The organism is Ancylobacter gelatini (assembly GCF_022601675.1).
In the GTDB taxonomy this organism is placed as follows: domain Bacteria; phylum Pseudomonadota; class Alphaproteobacteria; order Rhizobiales; family Xanthobacteraceae; genus Ancylobacter; species Ancylobacter gelatini.
In genome coordinates this window covers 39,564-62,937 of sequence record NZ_JAKVIL010000012.1, presented here as the reverse complement: position 1 = coordinate 62,937, position 23,374 = coordinate 39,564, and the positions used below count along the sequence as shown (strand labels likewise).

General features: G+C 68.3%; 22 protein-coding genes. 7 read left to right on the top strand and 15 right to left on the bottom strand.

What is annotated here, in order from left to right; translation table 11 throughout:
- The first annotated feature begins 288 nt into the window (after window positions 1-288).
- Window positions 289-981, top strand: coding sequence for an OmpW/AlkL family protein (locus MKI84_RS18225; protein ID WP_241621777.1), 693 nt, complete (start codon window positions 289-291; stop codon window positions 979-981).
- Between the two features lie 87 nt (window positions 982-1,068).
- Here MKI84_RS18225 and purH read toward each other — a convergent pair whose 3' ends face one another.
- The 3 genes from purH to rsmB form a co-directional block, all read right to left on the bottom strand.
- Window positions 1,069-2,673 (bottom strand): bifunctional phosphoribosylaminoimidazolecarboxamide formyltransferase/IMP cyclohydrolase, encoded by a 1,605-nt coding sequence (purH, locus tag MKI84_RS18220; protein ID WP_241621681.1) that lies wholly within the window; start codon window positions 2,671-2,673, stop codon window positions 1,069-1,071.
- A gap of 111 nt (window positions 2,674-2,784) precedes the next feature.
- Entirely contained in the window at window positions 2,785-4,503 is a 1,719-nt protein-coding gene (locus tag MKI84_RS18215) for a heparinase II/III family protein (protein ID WP_241621680.1), read from the bottom strand.
- Between the two features lie 125 nt (window positions 4,504-4,628).
- Window positions 4,629-6,002, bottom strand: a complete 1,374-nt coding sequence (gene rsmB, locus MKI84_RS18210) for a 16S rRNA (cytosine(967)-C(5))-methyltransferase RsmB (RefSeq protein ID WP_241621679.1) — start codon at window positions 6,000-6,002, stop codon at window positions 4,629-4,631.
- A gap of 174 nt (window positions 6,003-6,176) precedes the next feature.
- On the opposite strand from rsmB, the gene MKI84_RS18205 reads away from it, so the two are divergent.
- Window positions 6,177-7,148 carry a glucokinase gene (locus MKI84_RS18205; protein WP_241621678.1) on the top strand — a complete coding sequence of 324 codons (972 nt, stop codon included), beginning with the start codon at window positions 6,177-6,179 and terminating at the stop codon, window positions 7,146-7,148.
- A gap of 1 nt (window position 7,149) precedes the next feature.
- Here the strand turns inward: MKI84_RS18205 and MKI84_RS18200 are convergent, their stop codons facing one another.
- From MKI84_RS18200 to MKI84_RS18190, 3 genes are all read right to left on the bottom strand, one after another.
- On the bottom strand, window positions 7,150-7,929 hold the full coding sequence (locus MKI84_RS18200) for an RluA family pseudouridine synthase (protein WP_241621677.1): 780 nt from the start codon (window positions 7,927-7,929) through the stop codon (window positions 7,150-7,152).
- Window positions 7,930-7,992: 63 nt separating this feature from the next.
- Entirely contained in the window at window positions 7,993-9,480 is a 1,488-nt protein-coding gene (locus MKI84_RS18195; protein WP_241621676.1) for a patatin-like phospholipase family protein, read from the bottom strand.
- A 20-nt stretch (window positions 9,481-9,500) separates the two neighbouring features.
- Complete coding sequence (locus MKI84_RS18190) at window positions 9,501-10,280, bottom strand: 3-hydroxybutyrate dehydrogenase (RefSeq protein WP_241621675.1); 780 nt, start codon at window positions 10,278-10,280, stop codon at window positions 9,501-9,503.
- Between the two features lie 201 nt (window positions 10,281-10,481).
- Between MKI84_RS18190 and MKI84_RS18185 the strand changes: the two genes are divergently transcribed.
- A complete protein-coding gene (locus MKI84_RS18185) occupies window positions 10,482-11,045 on the top strand; it encodes a Fur family transcriptional regulator (RefSeq protein WP_241621674.1) in 564 nt (187 codons plus the stop codon).
- Window positions 11,046-11,102: 57 nt separating this feature from the next.
- Window positions 11,103-12,407, top strand: a complete 1,305-nt coding sequence (ispG, locus tag MKI84_RS18180; protein ID WP_241621673.1) for a flavodoxin-dependent (E)-4-hydroxy-3-methylbut-2-enyl-diphosphate synthase — start codon at window positions 11,103-11,105, stop codon at window positions 12,405-12,407.
- A 12-nt stretch (window positions 12,408-12,419) separates the two neighbouring features.
- On the opposite strand, the gene MKI84_RS18175 is transcribed toward ispG, so the two are convergent.
- On the bottom strand, window positions 12,420-13,010 hold the full coding sequence (locus MKI84_RS18175) for a hypothetical protein (RefSeq protein ID WP_241621672.1): 591 nt from the start codon (window positions 13,008-13,010) through the stop codon (window positions 12,420-12,422).
- 165 nt (window positions 13,011-13,175) lie between these two features.
- On the opposite strand from MKI84_RS18175, the gene MKI84_RS18170 reads away from it, so the two are divergent.
- Entirely contained in the window at window positions 13,176-14,210 is a 1,035-nt protein-coding gene (locus tag MKI84_RS18170; RefSeq protein WP_241621671.1) for an aspartate-semialdehyde dehydrogenase, read from the top strand.
- A gap of 77 nt (window positions 14,211-14,287) precedes the next feature.
- Here MKI84_RS18170 and MKI84_RS18165 read toward each other — a convergent pair whose 3' ends face one another.
- Window positions 14,288-15,196, bottom strand: coding sequence for a CarB family protein (locus tag MKI84_RS18165; RefSeq protein ID WP_241621670.1), 909 nt, complete (start codon window positions 15,194-15,196; stop codon window positions 14,288-14,290).
- Between the two features lie 242 nt (window positions 15,197-15,438).
- Here MKI84_RS18165 and MKI84_RS18160 point away from each other — a divergent pair, with 242 nt between their 5' ends.
- Both MKI84_RS18160 and MKI84_RS18155 read left to right on the top strand, forming a co-directional pair.
- Complete coding sequence (locus MKI84_RS18160; RefSeq protein ID WP_241621669.1) at window positions 15,439-16,089, top strand: DUF1007 family protein; 651 nt, start codon at window positions 15,439-15,441, stop codon at window positions 16,087-16,089.
- On the top strand, window positions 16,086-17,042 hold the full coding sequence (locus MKI84_RS18155; protein ID WP_241621668.1) for a nickel/cobalt transporter: 957 nt from the start codon (window positions 16,086-16,088) through the stop codon (window positions 17,040-17,042). The genes MKI84_RS18160 and MKI84_RS18155 overlap by 4 nt, the downstream gene beginning before the upstream one ends.
- Before the next feature lie 67 nt (window positions 17,043-17,109).
- Here the strand turns inward: MKI84_RS18155 and MKI84_RS18150 are convergent, their stop codons facing one another.
- The 7 genes from MKI84_RS18150 to MKI84_RS18120 all read right to left on the bottom strand — a co-directional run bounded on the left by MKI84_RS18150 (window position 17,110) and on the right by MKI84_RS18120 (window position 23,233).
- Window positions 17,110-17,850: an acetoacetate decarboxylase gene (locus MKI84_RS18150; protein WP_241621667.1), complete on the bottom strand. Its 741-nt coding sequence runs from the start codon at window positions 17,848-17,850 to the stop codon at window positions 17,110-17,112.
- 111 nt (window positions 17,851-17,961) lie between these two features.
- Window positions 17,962-18,966, bottom strand: coding sequence for a WD40 repeat domain-containing protein (locus MKI84_RS18145; RefSeq protein WP_241621666.1), 1,005 nt, complete (start codon window positions 18,964-18,966; stop codon window positions 17,962-17,964).
- 152 nt (window positions 18,967-19,118) lie between these two features.
- Complete coding sequence (locus MKI84_RS18140) at window positions 19,119-20,093, bottom strand: CobW family GTP-binding protein (protein WP_241621665.1); 975 nt, start codon at window positions 20,091-20,093, stop codon at window positions 19,119-19,121.
- Between the two features lie 128 nt (window positions 20,094-20,221).
- Window positions 20,222-21,268, bottom strand: a complete 1,047-nt coding sequence (locus MKI84_RS18135; RefSeq protein ID WP_241621664.1) for a metal ABC transporter substrate-binding protein — start codon at window positions 21,266-21,268, stop codon at window positions 20,222-20,224.
- Window positions 21,269-21,282: 14 nt separating this feature from the next.
- Window positions 21,283-22,155 (bottom strand): metal ABC transporter permease, encoded by an 873-nt coding sequence (locus tag MKI84_RS18130; protein WP_241621663.1) that lies wholly within the window; start codon window positions 22,153-22,155, stop codon window positions 21,283-21,285.
- Entirely contained in the window at window positions 22,152-22,910 is a 759-nt protein-coding gene (aztA, locus tag MKI84_RS18125; RefSeq protein ID WP_245404854.1) for a zinc ABC transporter ATP-binding protein AztA, read from the bottom strand. The genes MKI84_RS18130 and aztA overlap by 4 nt, the downstream gene beginning before the upstream one ends.
- Window positions 22,907-23,233, bottom strand: coding sequence for a hypothetical protein (locus MKI84_RS18120; RefSeq protein WP_241621662.1), 327 nt, complete (start codon window positions 23,231-23,233; stop codon window positions 22,907-22,909). The genes aztA and MKI84_RS18120 overlap by 4 nt, the downstream gene beginning before the upstream one ends.
- Window positions 23,234-23,374: the final 141 nt, after the last annotated feature.

Sequence of the window (23,374 nt, the reverse complement as noted above, 5' to 3'; positions counted from 1 at the left end):
AATCACTCGCGCCGTCCGGTCCCGGCGCCGGACATGTTTCCGGCCTGCCAGAACACGGCGGCAGCCTCTTGGCCTTCATGGATCGGCCGGGCCTATGGTTGCAGCTTATACCCCTCAGCCGAATGACAACACGCCCCGCGCGATTGTTGCCGGATGGTCACACGGCGCGGCGCACGCGCACGCCGTTGACGTGGATCAATCCCGCGTGAGGTCGATGGCGCGAGGAATGCGTGGCGGCCCGATGACACGCATCCGGCCCGGGGGATTCAAAGGGGTTGCTTCATGTCGATGCATCGTTTCGCGATTTCCAGCCTGGCCGCCGTGGCGGCTCTCGCCACGTCTGGCGGCCTTCACGCGGCGGGCGCTGCCGACGTGTCGACGCCGGTCTACAAGGCGCCGGTGATCCCGGTGGTCGAGGAGCAGAGCCCCTGGCAGATTCGCGTCCGCGCGCTCTACGTCATGCCGACCGATAGCGGCTCGGTGGACCAGATCCCGGGCTCGGACCTCGATTATTCCGATGCCGTGGTGCCGGAACTCGACATCACCTACTACTTCACCAAGAACTGGGCGGCCGAACTCATTCTCGCCGTGACGCCGCACGACATCAGCGGCGCCGGCACGATCGACGCGCTCGGCAAGGTCGGCGAGGTGTGGCTGCTGCCCCCGACCCTGACCCTGCAGTACCACTTCACCGATTTCGGCGCGTTCAAGCCCTATGTCGGCGCCGGTGTGAACTACACCTTCTTCTTCGACCAGTCCGCCAAAGGCGCCGCCACCGACATCGACGTCAAGGGCGCCTGGGGCTTCGCGCTGCAGGCCGGCTTCGACTACATGATCGACGAGCACTGGGGCTTCAACGTCGACGTGAAGAAGATCTTCCTGGAGCCGGATTTCGACATCGACGTCGCCGGCGCCGCCCTGAACGGCAAGGCCGACCTCAACCCGTGGCTGATCGGCGTGGGCGTGACGTATCGCTTCTGATCGCGCCGCTTTCGATCGCGCCAGATACCGGACACGAAAAAGCGGGGCACCTTGCCCCGCTTTTTTATTGGCCGAGAAGCAACCGCCTCAATGCCGGAAGTGGCGCACCCCGGTGAAGACCATGGCGATGCCGGCCGCATCCGCCGCCGCGATCACATCGGCGTCGCGGATCGAGCCGCCCGGCTGGATCACGGCGGTGGCGCCGGCCTCGATGGCGGTGATCAGCCCGTCGGCGAACGGAAAGAAGGCGTCGGAGGCCACCACGCAGCCCTTGGTCAGCGGCTCGGCAAGGCCGGCCGCCTCGGCGGCGTCCAGCGCCTTGCGCGCGGCGATGCGGGCCGAATCGACCCGGCTCATCTGCCCGGCGCCGATGCCGACCGTGGCGAGGTCCTTCGCATAGACGATGGCGTTCGACTTCACATGCTTGGCGACGCGGAAGGCGAAGGCCATGTCGGCGAGTTCGGAATTGGTCGGCGCCCGCTTGGTCACGACCTTGAGTTCCATGTCGTCTACCACGGCATTGTCGCGCGACTGCACCAAGAGGCCGCCGGCCAGCGACTTGACGGCAAGCCCGCCCGCGCGCGGGTTCGGCAGGGCGCCGGTGACCAGCAGGCGCAGGTTTTTCTTCGAGCCGACGATCTCGATCGCCTCGTCGGTCGCGTCCGGGGCGACGATCACCTCGGTGAAGATTTCCACGATGGCGCGGGCGGCCTCCGCGTCCAGCGTGCGGTTCAGCGCCACGATGCCGCCGAAGGCGGAGGTCGGATCGCAGGCCAGCGCCTTGCGGTACGCCTCGACCAGTGTCGACCCTTCCGCCACGCCGCAGGGATTGGCGTGCTTGACGATCACCACTGCCGGCGCCCGGGTCGGGTCGAACTCGGACACCGCCTCGAAGGCGGCGTCGGTGTCGTTGAGGTTGTTGTAGGACAGCGCCTTGCCCTGAAGCTGGCGCGCGGTGGCCACACCCGCGCGCGCCGTGCCGCCAATATAGAAGGCGGCTTCCTGATGCGGGTTCTCGCCATAGCGCAGCGCCTCGGCGAGGCGGCCGCCGAACACCCGGCCGGCCGGGGCGGCGTCGCCCTCCACGCTCGCGAACCAGCTCGCGATCGCCCCGTCATAGGAGGCGGTGCGGGCATAGGCCGCCTGCGCCAGCCTGCGGCGGGTGATGCCGGTGGTGCCGCCCAGCGTGCTGATCTCGGTCAGCACGGTCTCATAGGCGGAAGGATCGACCACCACCGTGACGTCGTGATGATTTTTGGCGGCGGCGCGGATCATCGCCGGGCCGCCGATATCGATGTTCTCGACGCATTCGTCGAAACCCGCGCCGCGCGCCACCGTCTCCTCGAACGGGTAGAGATTCACCACCACCAGATCGATCGGCACGATGCCGTGGGCGTCCATCGAGGCGCAATGGCCGGCATCGGCGCGGATGGCGAGGATACCGCCATGGACGTTGGGGTGCAGGGTCTTCACCCGTCCGTCCATCATCTCGGGAAAGCCGGTGAGGTCGGAGACGTCGCGCACGCTCAGCCCGGCCTCGGCCAGTACCTTGCGGGTGCCGCCGGTGGAGACCAGCTCCACCCCATGGGCGGCGAGCGCCTGCGCGAACGGCACCAGCCCGGTCTTGTCGGAAACCGACAGCAGGGCGCGAGCGATGGGGCGGATATCGGGGGCAGTAGCGTCGGTGGACATGGATGCGGCCGGGTCTGTTGCGGGATTGAGGCCGCGTACCACGTCCACGCCCCCGCGTGAACCGTCCCGCGCGGCAATGCAGCCCGGCAAACCACGCGCACGGCCTCCCGCCTAGCCCGTGAGGCCCTGCACCCGCATGAAGGTCCAGGAGACGCGCGGCGTCTGGCGGGCGTGCCCGACGATGACAAGCTGCTCGGTCCGCCGCGCGCCGCCATTGGCCGCAAGCATGATGCTCTCCTCGATGCTGACCGCGGCCTCCGGGGCGGTGAACGCCCAGTCGTCGCCATCCGGCAAATGCAGCAGCACGGTGTGCCCGTCCGCCGCGCGCGCGGGGCGCACCAGCGGGTGCAGATGGAAACGTATGGCGTAGCCCTCGTGCTGGTCGCTGGCGAATTCCTCGCCCTGCGCCACCCGGAACAGATCCTCGCCATCGAGCCGCCCGCCATCGGGAGAAAGCCGCCAGGAGCGCTGGTGCACCACGCCGAAGCGCCGCGCATAGCCGTCATGGCTCGCCAGCAGCACATCGGCCCCGCCGCGCAGGGCGCGGTCGATGCGCAGATCCGCCGGGCCTTCCAGTACCGGCGTGCCGCATATGCGCTTCATCAGCCCTCCGGCGACGAAACGGCACGAGGATGCCTCCTCGATCACGGCCGTGGAATGGGCAGCGGTCTGCCGGGCGGTGGCGCGCCAGCCCTCGCGCCCCGTGGCGGGCATGCCGCAATTGACCACCAGCCGGTTGCGCCCGCTCGACAGTTCGAAGGACAGGCAGCCGGCATGGGCCTCGTGGCTGACCGGGATCGGCGGCGGCGCGCCGGTATCGGCGATCAGCACCGTGCCGCCGGCTTCCATGCGCTGATAGCCGGAATAGGGCGCGTTCGACAGCGGCCGGCCGCGCGCATCGTCATAGGCGAGCACGGTGGCGAGCCAGTCCGCCGGGGTCGGCCCCATGCCGTTGAAATGCGCGAAGGAGCCGTCGACATGGCGGAAGAAGCGCAGCATCGGCATCATGCGGTCGATGGCGTTGAGCAGTGCCGGCGGCGGCGGCAGATGGCGCACCGCGAAGCTCTGGCGCAGCGGCAGCAGGTCGAGCAGCAGCTCGATCAGCGCGCCGGGATCGCGCCCGACATGCCCGCCATCGGCCAGCACCTGCCGTTCCAGTTCCTCCACCAGCCGGCGCTGGCCGGAGCGCAGCAGGCGCGGCTGGTCGGCCATGCACAGGCCGGCAAAGCACAGCGCCAGCGCGCAGAGCAGGCGCGGCCGCCCGTCGCGGGCATAGCGCTGGACGCTGCGCACATAGCGCACCTGCGCGGCGAGGCTGCGCAGGAAGCGGCGATGAAAGATGGCGTCGGCCGACTGGAGAATCAGCGGCGCCTGCGTCAGCCAGCTGATCACCCGGCGCGCGGCGACATCGGGCGCGGCGGCGGCGGGATCGAGATGCGCCCGGGCGGCAATCCAGTCGCCGACCAGCGCCCGCGCATTGGCCCGCGCGATCGGCGTGCCCGCGGCCTGAAGATGGCGCAGCCAGGAAAAGCTCATCAGCTCCTCCGCCCATTCGCGCGAGGGGGGATCCATCTCGAATGGCGAGGCGCCGTCGGTGGTCACCACCTTGCCGGCGAAGGCGAAGCGGCCGGCATAGAATTCGTGCGCGCGGGTGGGATCGCCGGTGCGCAGATCATGCGGGGCGAACAGCAGGCGCGAGGGCACCGAGACCGGCGGCGTGAACCAGCGAACCAACGGATGGCGCATCGCGCGCACGCAAAGGCGGCGCCAGCCGAAATCCGTCGCGAATCGCGCGACACGCGCACGATCCGCGTAGAAATCGCGGGCCATCAGTGGCTTATCCCCTGTTTCCGGGCGTGTGTCGCGCGGGCGTCCCCATGCCACCAGCTTAGCCAAGCGGGAACGCACGTCCAGCCGTCCCGCCGGCGAGGGCGGGTTGTCCCGGGTACTCTCGCTCACGCGCGGCGCAGCCGGGCCGCGAAGAAGCCGTCGAGCCCGGAAAGGCGCGGGTCGGGGTCCGGCAGGTGGACCGGCAGCGTGCGCACTTCGCCCGCCGCGTTGATCCATTCGGGGGCGATGCCGCATTCGCCGGGGCGAACCGGATCGCGCGACAGGTCGGCGCGGGAGGCGAGCAGCGATTCGATCTGCTTCTCGCCCTCCTCCGGCTCCAGCGAGCAGGTGGAATAGACCAGGATGCCGCCCGGCTTCAAAAGGTTGGCGGCGTGGCGCAGCAGGCGCGACTGGAGCGCCTTGAGGCTGGCAATGTCGCCCGGCCCCTTGGTCCAGGCGACGTCCGGGTGGCGGCGTATGGTGCCGGTGGCCGAACAGGGGGCGTCGATCAGGATGGCGTCGAACGGCCCGCCCTCCCAGGAGGCCGCGTCAGCCTCGACGATGGTCGCTTCAAGGCCGAGCCGGGCGAGGTTCTGCCGCAGCCGCTTCAGCCGGGAGCCGGAGCGGTCCACCGCCGTCACAACGGCCCCGGCATTGGCGAGCTGGGCGGTCTTGCCGCCCGGCGCGGCGCACATATCGGCCACGCTCATGCCCGACCGGGCATGGATCAGCCGCGCCGGCAGCGCGGCGGCGGCGTCCTGCACCCACCACGCGCCTTCGTCGAAGCCCGGCAGCGCCGTGACATTGCCGGCCTCCGACAGGCGGATGCTTCCGGTCGGCAGCAGACGGCCGCCGAGCCGCTCCGCCCACCCTTGCGGGTCGGATTTCACGGTGATGTCCAGCGGCGCCTCGGTGCCGAGCGCCTGCGCGATTCGCATCGCCTCGTCCGCGCCATAGGCGGCGCTCCAGCCCTCGACCATCCACAGCGGCAGGTCCAGCGGCGGCTCGGGCAGCGCGGCAAGCGCGGCGGCTCCCTCGCGCGCGATCCGGCGCAGCACGGCGTTGATCAGGCCCTTGAAGCCGGCGGTCGCGGCAACCTCGCCCGCAAGGCTGACGCTGGTGGCGACCGCGGCGTGGTCGGGCACGTCCATCATCAGGATCTGCGCGGCGCCGGCCAGCAGGATGATCTCGGCGCGCCGCGCGCGCTCGGCCAGCGGGCGCTCCATCACCGCGCGCAGCAGGGCGCGCAGCGTGCCGAGCCGCCGCAGCACGGTCGCGGCGATCATCCGCGCCAGCGCGCGGTCGCGCTCCTCCAGCTCCCGCGTGAGGCGATCGAGGCTCTCTTCCAGCGGCCGGCCGCTCTCCAGCACCGCCAGAACAGCGTCCACCGCCGCGCGCCGCGCCGACAGGCCCGGCAGGTCGGGAGGCGTTCGGCCCGGGGCGGCAGAAGCGGGTTTGGACGGGCGGGATTTGGACGGGCGTCGCGGTGCATCGGTCATGGGGAGGAACTAGGCTTGCCGGCGCGCGAACGCAACCTCGCCATGAAGCCGGGGCAAGAAGGCGTTGCATGAAACCGCTTCGCTGCAACCTGTTCCGGCTTCGGGGCTTGTCTATGAGGGCCAGATTGGCTCCAATCATGTCGTCGTGCTTCGCTCGTACTGTGCAGGAATTTCATGCCGCATCTGATCCTGATCGCCGACATTGGCGGAACCTCCTCCCGCCTCGCTTTGGTCGGCAAGGACGGCGTTCCCGCCGATATCCGCATCCATCGCAATGACGATTTCGCCGGCTTCGAGGCGCTGATCGAGGCCGACATCGCCGCCCGCCCCGCCGGCACGCGCCCGGCGATTGGCGGCGCGGTGCTCGCCGTGGCCGGGCCGGTGGACGGCGATGGCGTGAAGCTCACCAATCGCGACTGGGCCTTCTCCAAGCGGGTCATGCGCCGGCATTTCGGCTGGCAGAAGCTGGAGGCGGTCAATGATTTCGAGGCGCTCGCCTATGGCGTGCCGGCGCTCACCGCGGACGATCTGGTGCCGGTCGGCACCGGCCGCGCCGTGCCGAAGGGGCCGATGCTGATCTGCGGCCCCGGCACTGGCTTCGGCGTCGCCGGGCTTCTCACCATCGGCCGGCGTACCCAGGCGATCACCGGCGAGGGTGGGCGCATGCGGCTCGGCGCCGTGAATTCGGAGGAGGCCCGCCTGCTCGCTCATCTGGTGCGCGATCTCGGCACGCCGGTGGTGGAGCACGCGCTGTCCGGCTCGGGGCTGGCGCGCATCCATTACATTTTTTCCGGCGAGAAGCTGTCACCGGAAGAGGTGATCGCCGCCGCCACGCGCCATGACGCGGAGGCGCTGGAGACCTGCCGCATCTTCCTGCGCCTGTTCGGCCGCATTGCCGGCGACCTCGCGCTCGCCATCAATGCCCGCGGCGGCGTATTTCTCGCCGGCGGTGTCTCGGCGGCACTGGAGCCGTTCTTCGCCGGCTCGGATTTTCGCGAGATGTTCGAGGATCACCCCCCGCACCAGCCGCGCCTCGCGGCGATGCCGATCCACATTATCACCCACGCGACGCCCGGGTTGATCGGCTGCGGCCAGATCGCGGCACGGCTGGCGACGGGGCTGAAGCCCGGCCTGCATCTGGTCTGAGCTAACCCGCGCGGCGCGAGAAAACCGCCGCGTCCGCCAGCGCCTCGATGCTCGCAGCCTCGAAGCCGGCGCTCTCGAGCGTCGCCCGCATATGGGCGGGGAGCGGCGCGCGCACGTCGATCGGCTCGCGCCCCTTCCGGCCCGGCAGCACCACGCGGCGGGAATGCAGATGCAGGATCGGCCCACCCGGCAGGCGCGAGGCGCCGCCATAGATCTGATCGCCGAGGATCGGATGGCCGATGGCGTCGAGATGGACGCGAAGCTGGTGCGTGCGCCCGGTTAGCGGCGACAGCGCGAGCACCGCAAGCCCCTCGCCGGCCGCCAGCACCTGCCACTCGCTGATCGCCTCCTGCCCCGAGGGGTCGACCGCCATCCACCAGCCGCGATGGGGCGAGCGCTTGGCAAGCCGCAGTTCGATGCGCCCGCGCGGCTGCGCCGGCACGCCGCGCACCACGGCTACATAGGTCTTGCCCACCGTGCCGTCGGCGAAGGCGCGCCCGAGATCGGCCAGCGCCTTGCGGTGGCGGCCGAGCACGAGGCAGCCGGAGGTGTCCTTGTCGAGCCGGTGCGCCAGCTCGGGCGCATTGGGCAGGCCGAAGCGCAGCGCGTCGAGATGGTCGGCCAGCGTCTCGCCGCCCTTCGGCCCCTTGTGGACCGGAAGGCCGGGCGGTTTGTCGATCACCAGCATCATCCCGTCGCGATGCAGCACCCGCGCGGCGATGCCGGCGGGAGCGGAGACGGTGGCGGAAACGATGTCGGACGCGGCGGGACCCTGTTCCATGCCGCGCTTCTCACCACAAAGACGCGGGCACGTCGAGAGGCGAGAACGCCTCCCTCACCCCGCTCAGCTCCGGGCGAGCTCCTCATGAACGTCGAGCGTCGAGCGCACGCCGATATCGTCGAAATGTTTTTCGAGGAAGGTCTCGGCGGATTCGCGGCCGATATCACGCAGGAATTGCAGGAATTCCCACTCGGCGTTCATCTTGGTGGAGGCGTCGAGCGCCACCAGCTTCTCGGCGCCGTCGATGCGGTGCATGCGCAGATTTCGGTAGCCGTCGATGCCATTGCCCTTCTCGGCCAGCTTGCCCTGATTGAGCAGGCGCGTGACGAAATCCGCCGCGCGGAGCTGGGCGAGCAGCGAGGCGTTGAAGGTGATCTCGTTCATCCGGTTGTTGATGTCCCGCGCGGTCTTGGGCGTCTCGCGGCGGATGATCGGGTTGATCTGCACCAGCAATATGTCGTCGGTCTTCACCGCGTCGTAGAATGGGAACATGGCCGGGTTGCCCATGTAGCCGCCATCCCAATAGGGCACGTCGTCGATCTCCACCGCCTGGAACATGAAGGGCAGGCAGGCCGAAGCCATGATCGCGGCCGGCGTCAGTTCCTTCTTGGAGAACACCCGCGCCTTGCCGGTGTGCACATTGGTGGCGCTGACGAAGACATGGACGTGCGAGCAGGACTGCACCGCGTCGAAATCCACATGCTCCTCGATGAGGTCCATCAGCGGATTGATGTTCAGCGGATTGAAGTCGTAAGGCGACAGGAACCGGCTCATCACGTCGAAGGCGATGTAGCTCGGATTCATGTTGAGCGACCAGTTGCCGAGCAGCCGGTCGAGCAGGGTGCGCTGGAGCGGGCTGGTGCGCCCGTCCTTGGAAACGGCTCGCCAGTAATTGGTAAGCGCCTCGCGCCCGCCTTCATTGCCGTCCCGCGCCAGCCCCGAGGCCAGCACCGCCGCGTTCATCGCCCCGGCACTGGTGCCGGAAATGCCTTCGATGACGATGCGCCCGTCCTCCAGCAGACGGTCCAGCACGCCCCAGGTGAAGGCGCCATGCGCGCCGCCGCCCTGAAGCGCGAGGTTGAGCGGCTTGAGATTGGTGCCACCGCGCCGGCGCGCCACCTTCACCGCCTCCGGGACGTCCTGTTCGCGCTTGACCGCCGCAGCCCCGGTCGGGCCGTTGGGCGCGAGGGCGCCGGCCAGCGTCTCGGGCGAGACATCGGCCGGCGAGGCTGCGGGCGGCATCTCCTTGGGAGGCGCCGACTCCACCGGAGCCGAAGCCGTCTCCGGCTTTGCGGTGACTTTGGCCGCGACTTTTGCCGCGGCGTTGCGAGCCGGCTTTGCAGTTGCCCTGGCGGTCGTTTTCACCGCCGGCTTGGGCGCGGACGCAGCTTTGGCGGCCGAAGCCGACATGTCGTCGGTCTTCGCAGCCTCAGTCGCGGCTGTCTCGGCCGTGATCGCGCCGCTCTTCGGGGCGGAGGAGGCGCTGCGGGGCGTGCGGGCCTTGGTGCCGGCCTTTGCGGCGCCTCGGGTCGGCTTCGGGCGTTCGACCACGTCGTCGTCCTCCTGTGCGCTCACTCGGCGACCCAGCCGCCATCGATCTGCTGCAGCGAGCCGGTGATGGAGCGGGCGGCGTCACCCGCCAAGAACACGGCCAGCGCCGCCACCTGGTCGACCGTGACGAATTCCTTCGTCGGCTGTTCGGCCAGCAGGAATTCCTTCACCTCCTGCTCGCTGATGCCGCGCGCCTTGGCGGTGTCGGGAATCTGCTTCTCGACCAGCGGGGTCCAGACATAGCCGGGGCAGATCGCGTTCACGGTGATGCCGAAGGTCGCGGTCTCCAGCGCCACGGTCTTGGTCAGGCCCGCAATGCCGTGCTTGGCGGAAACGTAAGCCGACTTGAAGGGCGAGGCGACCAGCGCATGGGCCGAGGCGGTGTTGATGATGCGGCCCCATTTGCGCGCCTTCATGCCCGGCACGGCGGCCTTGATGGCGTGGAAAGCGGCCGAGAGGTTCAGCGCGATGATGAGGTCCCACTTGTCGTCCGGGAAATCCTCGACAGGCGAGACGTGCTGCACGCCGGCATTGTTCACCAGGATGTCGACCGAACCGAGCGTGTCCTCCGCGAACTTCACCAGCGCCGCGCATTCCGAGCCCTTGGTCAGGTCGGCAGCGGAATAGATCGCCTTGACGCCGAACTCGCTCTCGATGCCGGCCCGTTCCTTCTCGATCGCGGCGGCATCGCCGAAGCCGTTCAGGGTGACGTTCACGCCTTCGGCCGCCAGTGCGCGGGCGATGGCGAGGCCGATACCGCTGGTGGAGCCGGTGACGACGGCGTTCTTTCCCTTAAGCATAGAAGGCGCTCCTGAACTGACCTGACTGAACGGCATCCGCCGCGCTCGCGCGGTCGCATTGTGCCGTGTGACTTCCTACATACCGGCAGGGTAGCACGACGACCCGGGCTGCAAAGGCCAAACGTCGCCCGCAGACCAATTGCCTATCGTCCTTGTGCATCCATGGTTTCCGGTTTTCCAGTGCTGGAGTACGATTGTCGTATGAACCCCTCCGCCGACCACGAGACCCGCGGGCACCAGTCCCACCACCACGGAACTGATGACCACGGTCATCACGACCACGACCACAGCGCCTGCGTCTCCGACGCGCTGGCGCGGGCGCAGGCGAGCTGCGAGGAGCGCGGCGCGCGCTTGACGCCGCTGCGTCGGCGGGTTCTGGAAGCTCTGGCCGACAGCCATGTGCCGCTCGGCGCCTATGAGCTGGTGGAGCGGCTCGGGGCGAGCGGCGACAAGCCGGCGCCGATGTCGGTCTATCGCGCACTGGACTTCCTGGTCGCCGAAGGGCTCGCCCACCGCATCGAGAGCCGCAACGCCTTCATGGCGTGCGGGCGGGCGCATGGCCGCGATGACGTGATCGTGTTCCTGATCTGCGAGCGCTGCGGGCTCACCTCCGAGGTCGCCTCCCATGCCGTGGGCCGAGATCTCGCCTGGGCGACGCGGGCCGCCGGCTTCACGCCCCGCACGCCGGTGATCGAGATCGCCGGCACCTGCGCGCGCTGCGAGGCCGCGCTGGTGCGGCAAGGCGCGAGCACCGACGCCGGTTGACGCCGCCGCGCCGCCGGCCTAACCCGATGGCGGTCGTTGCCCCGGAGCCCCGCGCCCATGAACGTCGCGTCCACCCTTTCGACCGCCCCCGTCGTCGCCCCGGAGCTGGAGGCTGCCGGACCCGCCGCGCGCCGTGACACGGTCGCAGTGAAGGTCGGCTCGGTCACGGTCGGCGGCGGCGCCCCGGTCGTGGTGCAGTCCATGACCAATACCGATACGGCGGACGCCGCCGGCACCGCCCGGCAGATCGCCGCGCTGGCCCGCGCCGGCTCCGAAGTCGTGCGCATCACGGTGGATCGCGACGAGTCGGCCGCCGCGGTGCCGGAGATCAAGGAGCGCCTGCTCAAGATGGGGCTAGAGACCCCGATCGTCGGCGACTTCCACTATAATGGCCATCTGCTGCTGGCGAATTTCCCGGACTGCGCCGCCGCGCTCGACAAATATCGCATCAACCCCGGCAATGTCGGCTTCGGCGAGAAGCGCGACCGGCATTTCACCACCATCGTCGAGTTGGCCATCAAGCATGGCAAGCCGGTGCGCATCGGCGCCAACTGGGGTTCTCTCGACGGTGACATGCTGACCCGGCTGATGGACGAGAATGCGCGTCTGCCGCGCCCGGCCGAGGCCCGCGCCGTGACGCGCGAGGCACTGGTGCGCTCGGCGCTGATGTCGGCGGCGCTGGCGGAAGACATCGGCCTGCCCCGCGACAAGATCATCCTCTCCGCCAAGGTCTCGGCGGTGCAGGACCTGATCACGGTCTATGCCGAGATGGCGCGGCGCTCGAATTACGCGCTGCATCTCGGGCTCACCGAGGCCGGGATGGGCTCCAAGGGCATCGTCGCCTCGACGGCGGCCATGGGCGTTCTGCTCCAGCAGGGCATCGGCGACACCATCCGCGTCTCGCTCACCCCCGAGCCGAACGGCGACCGCACCCGCGAGGTGACGGTGGCGCAGGAAATGCTGCAGACCATGGGCCTGCGCACCTTCGTGCCGCTGGTTGCCGCCTGCCCCGGCTGCGGGCGCACCACCTCCACCACCTTCCAGGAACTGGCCTTCGAGGTGCAGGACTTCATCCGCACCTCGATGCCGGAATGGAAGAAGCACTATCCCGGCGTCGAGACGCTCAATGTCGCGGTGATGGGCTGCATCGTGAACGGGCCGGGCGAGAGCAAGCACGCCGATATCGGCATCTCGCTGCCCGGCACCGGCGAGTTCCCCACCGCCCCGGTCTATATCGACGGCAAGAAGGCGCACACGCTGCGGGGCGCGAGCCTGCGCGACGATTTCAAGAAGATCGTCGAGGATTATGTGGCGAAGCGTTTCGGCGTGGGCAAGCCGGCGGGCGTCGACGCGGCGGAGTGAGGCGCCCCCGCGTTAGAACCCCATGCGCAGGGTGGCATCGAAGCGGGCGTCGGTGAACAGCACGAGGATCGCCACGAACACCACCGCCGCGCCAAGCGTGGTGATCGCGCGCACCCGCCGGGTGGGGCTGAAGAACGCGACGAGCGGCAGCGCCACCTCGACCAGCGAGAGCGCCGCCCAGAGCTGGCGCACATCCGCACCGAAGAAGAACCCGTTCGCGGCGATGGTCGCCAGATTGTAGAGCGCGAAAAACAGCAGCGACCATCGGCCCTCATTCTCGAAGAACTGAGCGAGATCGGTCGCCTGATCGGCCTCGGACTGCGGCAGCAACAGCGCCGCCGAGACGAACAGCAGGCAGGTGAGCAGCGAGAGCGCCACCACCGACTCGATGCTCCAGCCGCTGAAGCCGGGCGGGATGTGGTTCACCGACCACCAGAACTGCACGATGACGAGGAAGAGGATGCCGGCCCAGACCAGCGGGATCCAGTCCACCCGCGAGCGATGCCGGCCGCGGAACAGCACGATGCCGCCCGACAGCAGCCGGGTCATGCCCAGCCCGATGATGATCGAGACGACGGCGGCGATCTGCGAAAAGGAATCCATGGCGTATCCGTAGGACCCATCCAGCGCCGGGCGTCAAGCTGCGCGAGGATGCCGAGGGCGGGGCAACCCTGGCAGGCGCGCCATCCTTGCCCTTCTCCACCTTTCGGCGTAAAAGCCCGCGCTCGCCCGAGCCTGTGAATGGCAGGGCCTTCAGGAGAAACTGTGATGGGCTACAAGGTCGCCGTCGTCGGTGCCACAGGTAATGTGGGCCGTGAAATGCTCGACATCCTCTCCGAGCGGGGCTTTCCCGCCGACGAGGTGGTCGCGCTCGCCTCCCGCCGTTCGGTCGGGACGGAAGTGTCGTTCGGCGACAAGACCCTCAAGTGCAAAGCCCTGGAGAACTACGATTTCTCCGACACCGACATCTGCCTGATGTCGGCCGGCGGCGACGTGTCCAAGGAATGGTCGCCCAAGATCGGCGCGCAGGGCTGCGTGGTCATCGATAACTCTTCCGCGTGGCGCTATGACGCCGACGTGCCGCTGATCGTGCCGGAAGTGAACGCTGACGCGGTGAAGGGCTTCGTGAAGAAGTACATCATCGCCAACCCGAACTGCTCGACCGCCCAGCTCGTGGTAGCGCTGAAGCCGCTGCACGATCTCGCGACCATCAAGCGCGTGGTCATCTCGACCTATCAGTCGGTCTCCGGCGCCGGCAAGGATGCGATGGACGAACTGTTCTCGCAGACCCGCGCCGTGTTCGTCTCCGATCCGGTCGAGGCCAAGAAGTTCCCGAAGCGGATCGCGTTCAACGTGATCCCGCACATCGATGTCTTCATGGAAGACGGCTACACCAAGGAAGAATGGAAGGTGATGGCCGAGACCAAGAAGATCCTCGATCCGAAGATCAAGCTGACCTGCACCGCGGTGCGCGTGCCGGTGTTCGTCTCGCATGCGGAATCGGTCAACGTCGAGTTCGAGAAGCCGATCACGGTCGAGGAAGCCACCTCGGCGCTGCGCAACGCGCCGGGCATCCTGGTCGTCGACAAGCGCGAGCCCGGCGGCTACATCACGCCCTATGAGGCGGCCGGCGAGGACGCGACCTACATCTCACGCATCCGCGAGGATGCGACCGTCGAGAACGGCCTCGCCTTCTGGTGCGTCTCGGACAATTTGCGCAAGGGCGCGGCGCTGAACGCGGTGCAGATCGCGGAAGTGCTGGTCAACCGCAAGCTGCTGGCGCCCAAGCAGAAGGCGGCGTGAGCGCTGGTTTCTATTGTCTGAGACTGAGAATACGGAGAGGCGCCCGCGAGGCGCCTTTCTTCGTTTTCGACCGCCCGCTATGCGGACGTTGCGCGCAGCGGGCGCGCATGATCGATGACCGCCCGCAGAATCATTGCCAGCGTCTCGACATGCTGGGGGACCATGAGCGAGCCGCCAAGGCGCGGGTTGAACTCGAAGACGCAGATGCTCTGATCGCCGCGCACGATGTAATTGGCATTGCATGGGCCACTGAACCGCAGCGGCGCGAGGAAACGTTGCAGCGTCCGCAGCACGTGCCGGCTCGGGCGATAGGGGACCGATTGCACCTGCGTCGACCAGCGGCGCACCCGCTCGCCTTCCGGCAGAATGTGCATGAACGAGGCGTGGGATAGGATCCTGCCATCGAGGCAGACCATGTGCGTGACGATCTGCTGGCGCGCGCCTTCATAGGATTGCAGCACGACCTCCTGCCCCCGCCACGGGTCCATTGCGAGCAGGGCGTCGAGCTGCTCGCGGGAATCGGCGACCTCGATTCCAGCGCCGCCATTCAGGTCGCAGCGCTTCAGCATGCAGGGGAATGTCGCATGGTCGGCTGTCGGATAGGCGACAGGACAAAGGGCGGTGAGCCCCTGCGCCTGCGAATAGCCGGAGAACGCGGCCTTGTGGTCGAGCACCTTCACGGCCTGCAGGTCCGGCAGCAGCCCATGATGCTGGTGCCGCGGGCACACCATAAGATGGGCTTCCATCAGCGGCAGCAGGATGGTGCGCAAGCCCTGCTTCGGCTGCGGTATCGACGCCGCGTCATCGTCGGGAACGACCGCCACCTCGACAATGCCGGGCACCCGCCGCCACACCGGGGCGTCCGGGCGGAGAGCAAGCATCCAGTCGCCGGAATGGATGCCGAAGATGACGATGCGGGTTGGCCTGGGCTTGGAGCCGAAGATGCCGGCGATCCTGCCGGACAGATCAGCGAAAGTGCCGGCCATCACCATGCCATCCCCGCCCACAACTTTGCCACCAACGTCAGTCTGGACTGTTTTTTGCGGGTTGTCCTGGAGAACACCTTCCACTCCGGCGGTAAATCGCCTTGCTTTGGCGCAGGAGCGCCCTCCAGGTCTCGCTTGCGGCTTTCACATCGGCATGAACAGCTGAAGCGCAGCGCGTCACCATTCGGTCGAACTCCTGCGCCACGTATGAGGAACGAATCCCCCTTGGAAGGTACCAGCCCTTGATCAACCGGCTCTTCGCGGCGTGCCTTGCCTGCGGGCTTGCCCTCCTCGCTCTTGTGGTCCCCGCGGCCGCCCATCCCCATGTCTGGGTCGAGGTGCGCTCCGAGCTCGACTACGCGCCGGATGGCACCCTCAAGGGCGTGCGCCACAACTGGACCTTCGACGAGGCGTTCTCCTCCTTCGCGCTGCAGGGCCTGCCGACCAAGGCGGACGGCTCGCCGAGCGACGAGACGCTGAAGGACCTCGCCAAGGTGAACATCGATTCCCTCAAGGAGTTCGACTATTTCACCTATGCCAAGCGGGGAAAGACCGATGTCGCGTTCCTGCCGCCGGCCGACGACTACACGCTGACCTATGACGGCAAATCGCTGACGCTGCATTTCACCCTGCCCTTCGCGACCCCCCAGCCGAAAAAGGGCGCGCTGACGCTGGATGTCTACGACCCGACCTATTTCGTCGCCTTCCAGCTCGCCGACGAGGCCCCGATCACGCTGGCCGGCAATGCGCAGGACTGCGCGTTGACGCTGCACCGGCCCGACCCCGCCGTCGGCCAGACCACCACGCTGAGCGAGAGCTTCTTCAGCGCGCTGACCTCGACCTCGGAATTCGGCTCGCAATTCGCCAATCGGGTCACGGTGACCTGCTCTTGAACCGCGCGCTGGCCGCCCTCGCGCTGGCGCTGCTCGGCGCGGCGCTCGCCCATCCGGCACTGGCGCAGGCCAGCCCGTTCGGCATCGGCGCAGCCCCGACGGAGCCGGGCGGGATCTCGGGCTTCATCCTCGCCAAGCAGGCGGAGTTCTACCGGCTGCTGACCGGCGCGGTGCGGCAGGCCAAGGCAGACGGCGACGCGCTGTACCTGCTCGGCGCAATCTCCTTCGCCTATGGCGTGTTCCACGCCGCCGGCCCCGGCCATGGCAAGGCGGTCATCTCCTCCTATCTGCTGGCCAATGAGGCGACGTGGAAGCGTGGCGTCGGCCTCGCCTTCGCCAGCGCGCTCGCGCAGTCCATGACCGCGATCGTCATCGCCGGCCTGTTCGCGGCGGTGCTCGGCACCACGGCCGCGACCATGAGCCTGGCGGTGAACACCATCGAGATCGCCGCCTACGGGCTGCTGGTGGTGCTTGGCGCCCGGCTGAGCTTTCTCAAGGCGCGCGCGCTGATCACCGCATGGCGGGGGACGGCCGCCCATGTCCACACCCCGGACTGCGGCTGCGAGGATGGCCACGGGCATATGCCGGACCCGTCCGACCTGCCGAAGCGCAATGGCTGGCGCGACTGGGCGATGGCGGTGCTCTCGGTGGGGCTGCGGCCCTGCACCGGGGCGATCCTGGTGCTGGTATTCTCGCTGGCGCAGGGCATCTTCTGGGTCGGCGCGGCCTCGACCCTTCTGATGGGGCTCGGCACCGCGCTTACCGTGAGCGCGATCGCGGCGATCGCGGTGTTCGCCAAGCATCTGGCGGTCCGCCTCGCCGCCAACCGGCCGGGCGCGGGCGCCGGGGTGCTGCTGCGCGGCGTCGAGCTGGCGAGCGCGCTGGCGCTCACCGCCTTTGGCGTCGCTTTGCTGTTCGGCTTCATGGCGAGCGAACGGCTGGCTTTGGGATAGCTCAGCCCTGCGGCCTGTCACCCCGGACGGCCCGCGGCCGGGCCGGAGGACAAGCCCAGGCGCCCGCTCATTCCTTCAGATAGTCGTAGACCACCTTGCCGAGGCCGAGCGTGAGATCGGTGCGGAAATGCGCGGCCGAAATCACTTCCAGCACCGGAAGCTGGGATACCGTGCACAGCGCATGCGGAAACAGGCCGATCGCGGCCGGGCCGGTCCAGGCCTCCTTCACCACGAGGTCCTCCAGATAATACTCGACCAGTTCCAGCACCCGCGCCGAGCCGTCGACATGGGGGATGATCTTCAGCATCCAGTTCGGGGCCAGCAGCGATTTGTGCAGGGCGTCGAGGTCGAGCGCCTCGTATTTGTAGCCCATGGTGGCGCTGGTGCAGAGCACGCTGCCGTAATGCAGAGTGCCGACCAGCGTGTCGCTCTCCACCTGCAGCTTGGGCTTGGCGATCTTCTTGGGGAAGCCCCACAGCTCCCGCCCGCCGGCGGTCGGCGCCTCGTCGTCTAGATACATGGAGTGGACGTAACCGCCCTTCACGCCGTTGAACTCGACCGGGATCACCTGCCCGGTCTCGGTGTAGTCGCCGAAGCCGGTGGAATCCGGCATGCGGATGAACTCATATTTGACGATCGGGTCGACCACCTTCAGCGGCTCCGGCACCACCTTGGCCAGCGCGGCCGGGTCGGTCCGGTAGGTGATCACCAGGAATTCGCGATTGAAGAAGCGATAGGGTCCCCGGGGATAAGACGGACTGGTCAGCGGCATCGAATAGGCTTTGGCGCGCACGTCCTCGATCTTCATGGCGAATACCCTTTTGAGAAGCGGTACGTCCGACCCTAGTCGATCGGGTCGGGGGGCAATAGTCCCATTTAGGTCATGCCATCGACATGTGCGGCCGAAGCCATAGCCGGCTCAGAGCACCAGCAGGCCGGCCTTGCCGTCTTCGGCTCCGATCGCCAGCGCGCCGCCATCGGCCCGCCATGCCAGCGCGGAGACCGGCGCTCCGGCCGGCGCGCGCACGAGGATTTCCGCCCCGTCGGCGATGCGCACCATCAGCGCCAGCCCATCTTCATAGCCGACAGCAACCACCTCCTCCTTGGGATGGGTGGCCACCGCCGAGACCCGCACATCGCGCGGCGCCAGCATGGTCGGCTGCTTGCCCATCGGGCCTTCCTTGCTGGCGAAGGGCCAGAGAATGGCCTCGGTCGAGCCGGAGGTGGCGAGGAAGCGACCGCCCGGAGTGAACTCCATGGTCCGCACCCGCGAGGGATAGCCGGACATGCGCATGTGCTGCCCATCCGGCAGCCGCCAGCCATGGAGCGCGGGCTCCTGCATGGTGGTGACCACGAAGCGCGCTTCCGGGTGCCAGATCACGCCGCGATGCGAACCCTTCCATTCCAGTATCTGGGGCTTGGCGACCGCATTGGGAAACCACAGCGAGGCGCCGCCATAATGAGCGATGGCGAGCCGCGTGCCCTTGGGGGCGAAGGCGAGCCCTCCGACGGTCGAGGGCACCTCCACTGACTTCACCACGCCCTTGGCCGGCTGGAAATACGCGGTCTTGCCGTGAGAATAGGCGAAGGAGCCGTCCGGCGCGGCCGCCACATGATCGATCCAGCGCCCCTTCTGCTCGAACAGCGTCTCGACGGAGCCGTCGCCGCGCGTCGCCACCACCCGGCCGTCATCGCCGCCGGTGAGCACGCGCCGCGCATCGCCGGAGACCGAGAGCACCGATCCCTTATGCGCGGTGACGCGGGTCTCGCTCTCGCCCGCCAGCACGATGTCACCCTCGCCCAGCACGAAGGCGGCGTTCGCCCCCAGGAACCGGATACCAACCACCGCCCCGCCGAAATCGAACGGGCGCAGCCTGGAGGTCAGCGAGGACGGGGTGGCGGCAGTGGTCGGGGAGGAGGCCATGGCACTTTCGGCGTCGTTGCAGCGTCAGCCGGGTTAGCCCAATTCCGCTGCCGCGTCACGCGTGAGGTGACGATCACGGAGGGTGAGCGCAGACACGGCGGCGCGGTAGGCGACCTCCCCGGGTCGAGCCGGAGAGGTCGGAGCGGCGGGCATCACGCCACGCAGGACAGGAAACCGGCATGCAGCGCCTTGTCGTCGAGCTGGCGCCCGATGAAGACGATGCGGCTGGTCTTGGGTTCGTCCGCCTTCCACGGGCGCTGGTGGTCGCCGTCGAGGATCATGTGCACGCCCTGGAACACGAAGCGGTCCGGATCGTCCTTGAACGCCAGAATGCCCTTGGAGCGCAGGATGTTCGGCCCCTCGCGCTGGGTCAGCTCCTGAATCCACGGAAAGAACTTGTCCGGGTCCAGCGGCTTGTCGGACGAGAACGACACCGAACGCATGTCCTCGTCGTGGAAATGCTTGTGGCCGCCTTCGAGGAAGTCGGGATCGATCGCCGTGATGCGGTCGAGGTCGAAGGCGCCCTGCCCGAGCACCTTGTCGATCGCGATGTCCGAACGCTGGGTGCGGTGGATGCGGGCGAACGGGTTGATGGCGCGGATGCGCATCTCGACGTCCTTGAGCTCGGTCTCCGACACGAGGTCGGTCTTGTTGAGCAGGATGACGTCGGCGAAGGCGATCTGGTTCTTGGCCTCGGGCGCATCCTTCAGCCGCTCCTTCAGCCATTTGGCGTCGGCGACGGTAACCACCGCGTCAAGCGTGGTCTTGGCGCCCACGGTCTCGTCGACGAAGAAGGTCTGCGCGACCGGGGCGGGATCGGCGAGGCCGGTGGTCTCGACGATGATGCCGTCGAAGCCGTCCTTGCGCTTGAGCAGGCCGTCGATGATGCGGATCAGGTCGCCGCGCACGGTGCAGCAGATGCAGCCGTTGTTCATCTCGAACACTTCCTCATCGGCGCCGACCACGAGGTCGTTGTCGATGCCGATCTCGCCGAACTCGTTGACGACCACGGCGAATTTCTTGCCGTGCGGTTCGGAGAGGATGCGGTTGAGCAGCGTGGTCTTGCCCGCGCCCAGATAGCCGGTGAGCACGGTGACGGGAATCTTGGTGGTCTCGGCCTCAGCCATGGGAAACCTCGGTCCTTTAACGACGTCATGCCCGAGCGTGACCCGGGCATCCACGCCTTGCGGCGAAAGTCATGAATGGCCGGGACACGCCCGGCCACGAACAGGAATGGCGATCCGCCGGATCGTCCTCAGCTGGACAGCGCCGCGGACAGCTGGCGGATGTTGTTCTGCATCATGTCGATGTAGGTGCTCGCCGGGCCTTTGTCATCGGAGAGCGCGTCGGAATACAGCGTGCCGCCGATCTTGGCGCCGGTCTCCTGCGAGATGCGCTTGACGAGACGCGGATCGGAGATGTTCTCGACGAACACCGCCGGCACTTTCTCGGCCTTGATCTGGCGGATGATGCGGGCGACATCCTTGGCCGACGCTTCCGCCTCGGTCGAGACGCCCTGCGGCGCGATGAACTCGACATGATAGGCGTCGCCGAAATAGCCGAAGGCGTCATGCGAGGTGATGATGCGGCGGCGCGCCTCGGGGATTGCCGCCACCGCCGCCTTCACCTGTGTCTCCAGCGCGTCGAGCTTGGCGGTATAGGCCGCCGCATTGGCCTCATACTCCGCCTTGCCGGCCGGATCGGCGGCGATCAGACCATCGCGGATATTGGCGACGTAGACCTTGGCGTTGGCAATGGACTGCCAGGCATGGGGATCGGTCGGGCCGTGATCGTGGCCATCATGGTCGTGCGCGGCGTGATCCTCGCCCTTGGCGTGATCGTCATGCTTGGCGTGATCGTCATGCTTGGCGTGATCGTCATGCTTTGCATGATCGTCGTGCTTTGCATGATCGTCGTGCCCATGGGCGTGCCCCTCCTCTTCCTCCTCGAACGCCAGCGGCTTGATGCCGGTAGTGGCGACCACCACCTCCGCTTTCGTGCCGGAGGCCTTCACCAGCCGGTCCAGCCAGCCCTCGAAGCCGAGGCCGTTGACGAAGACCAGCTTGGCGGCCGCGACCGTCTTGGCATCCGCCGGGGCGGGCTGGAACACATGGGCGTCGCCGTCCGGCCCGACCAGCGTGGTCACCGCCACGCGGTCGCCGCCGACGTTCTTCACGAGATCGCCGAGGATGGAGAAGGAAGCGACGACCGGCAGCTTGTCCTGCTGGGCATTTGCGGGAACGGCCAGCGCGGTCAGGCCGAGCGCGAGGACGGCACCGGCGAGGGAACGGCGGGTGAGCATGGGGATAAGCTCCTTCAGGCTTCGAGATGGCGGCGCGGCACGAGGCGGAGCAACAGCCCGCCGACCGGCCCGATCAGCACCGACAGCGCATAGGCGCCGCCGGCAACGAGGATGATCGCCGGGCCCGAGGGCACCCCGGCGTGATAGGAAACCAGCAGGCCGACCACGCCGGAGGCGCAGGCGGTGAGCACCGACAGGACGACCATGCCGGTGAGATCGCGCGCCCAGAACCGGGCGGTGGCGGCCGGCAGCATCATCAGCCCGACCGCGAGCAGCGTGCCGAGCGCGTGGAAGCCGCCCACCAGGTTCAGCACCACCAGCGCCAGGAACACCAGATGCGTCGGCGCCCCCGCCGCGCTCACCGAGCGCAGGAAGCCGGGATCGACGCTCTCCAGCACCAAAGGCCGCCACAGCACGGCGAGTACCATCAGCGAGAGCGAGGAAATCGAGACGATGAGCAGCAGCGTCGCGTCGTCCAGCGCCAGCACCGTGCCGAACAGCACGTGCAGGAGGTCGACATTGGAGCCGCGCAGCGACACCAGCAGCACGCCGAGCGCCAGCGAGATCAGGTAGAACGCCGCCAGCGCCGCGTCCTCCTTCATCTGCGTGGCGCGGGCGATCGCGCCGGCGCCGAGCGCCACCGCGAAGCCGGCCACCAGCCCGCCCACCGTCATGGCCCAGAGGTTCAGCCCGGCGGCGAGGAAGCCCACCGCCGCGCCGGGCAGGATGGCGTGCGCCATGGCGTCGCCGGCCAGGCTCATGCGGCGCAGCATCATCAGCACCCCGACCGGCCCGGCACCGAGCCCGAGCGCGATGACGCCCACCAGCGCGCGGCGCATGAAATCGAACTCGGCGAAGGGCGCGATCAGGAGATCATACGGATTCATGCCGCCACCCCGGTCCCGTGGAACTTCGGCGCCGCGCAGGCCTCCGCCCTCTCGTCCCACGCCTCGCACATGCGCCGGGCGCGGCTCAGATTTTCCGGCGTCAACGCTTCGCGCGTGTCGCACCACGCCACTTCCTCGCGGGCGAGCAGCAGCGTGCGCGGAAAATGGTGGCGCACCAGATCCATGTCGTGCAGCACCGCGACCACGGTGCGGCCCTCGCTGTGCCAGCGCTGGATCAGGGCGAGCAGGTCCGCGCTGGTGCCGGCATCGACCGCGGTGAAGGGTTCATCCAGCAGGATCAGCCGCGCATCCTGAAGCAGCAGCCGCGCGAACAGGGCGCGCTGCATCTGGCCGCCGGACAGCGTGCCGATGGGCCGTGCCTCGAAGCCGGCGAGCCCCACCGCCGCGATGGCGTCGGCGATGCGCGTGCGGTCGGCCCGGGACACGCCGCCGAACAGGCCGGTACGCCGCCACAGGCCCATGGCGACCAGATCATAGACGTCGATCGGGAAGGAGCGGTCCAGTTCGGCTGCCTGCGGCAGATAGGCGATGTCGCGGCGCGGCAGCGCGCCCAGAATCGCGCCGGAGAGCGGCGAGAGCACGCCGGCGATCGCCTTCAGCAGGGTCGACTTGCCCGCCCCGTTCGGCCCGCACACCGCGAGCAGGTCGCCGTCGGCCACCGCGCCACCGAGATGGTGCACGGCGGGATGGCGGTCATAGCCGAGCGTCAGGTCGCGAAAGGTGAGAAGGTTCATGATGAGGCCCCCCCCCACACCACAAGGGCCGTCGCCGCCCAGAGCAGCCCGGCCAGCGGCAGCGCGATGCCGAGCCGTTGCCACACCGAGAGGCGCAGCAGCGAGGGCGCCGGCCGCGCGGGCGGGTGGTGCTCGCCGGGCGCGTGGGAATGGGCATGGGAATGCGAATGCGCGTGGGAATGCGACGGCGTGGAATCGTGCCGCGGCGCGACCGCTTCACCGTGAGGGTGCTCATGGTCATGGTCATGACCATGAGCATGGGCGCGCGCCTCGCCGGGCGACAGCGGGGACAACACAGCGGAAGCGGCAGGCGAAGGCGACATGAACATCTCCGTTGGGCGGATTGATACAACATATCAATTCATCCCGTCCAGCAGAATGATATGTTGTATCAGGTGCCCAACCGAAACGCCTTCCCGGCAGGCTCTTCGCCGAAATGAGGGTTCTTCCCGGTCTCGACGCCG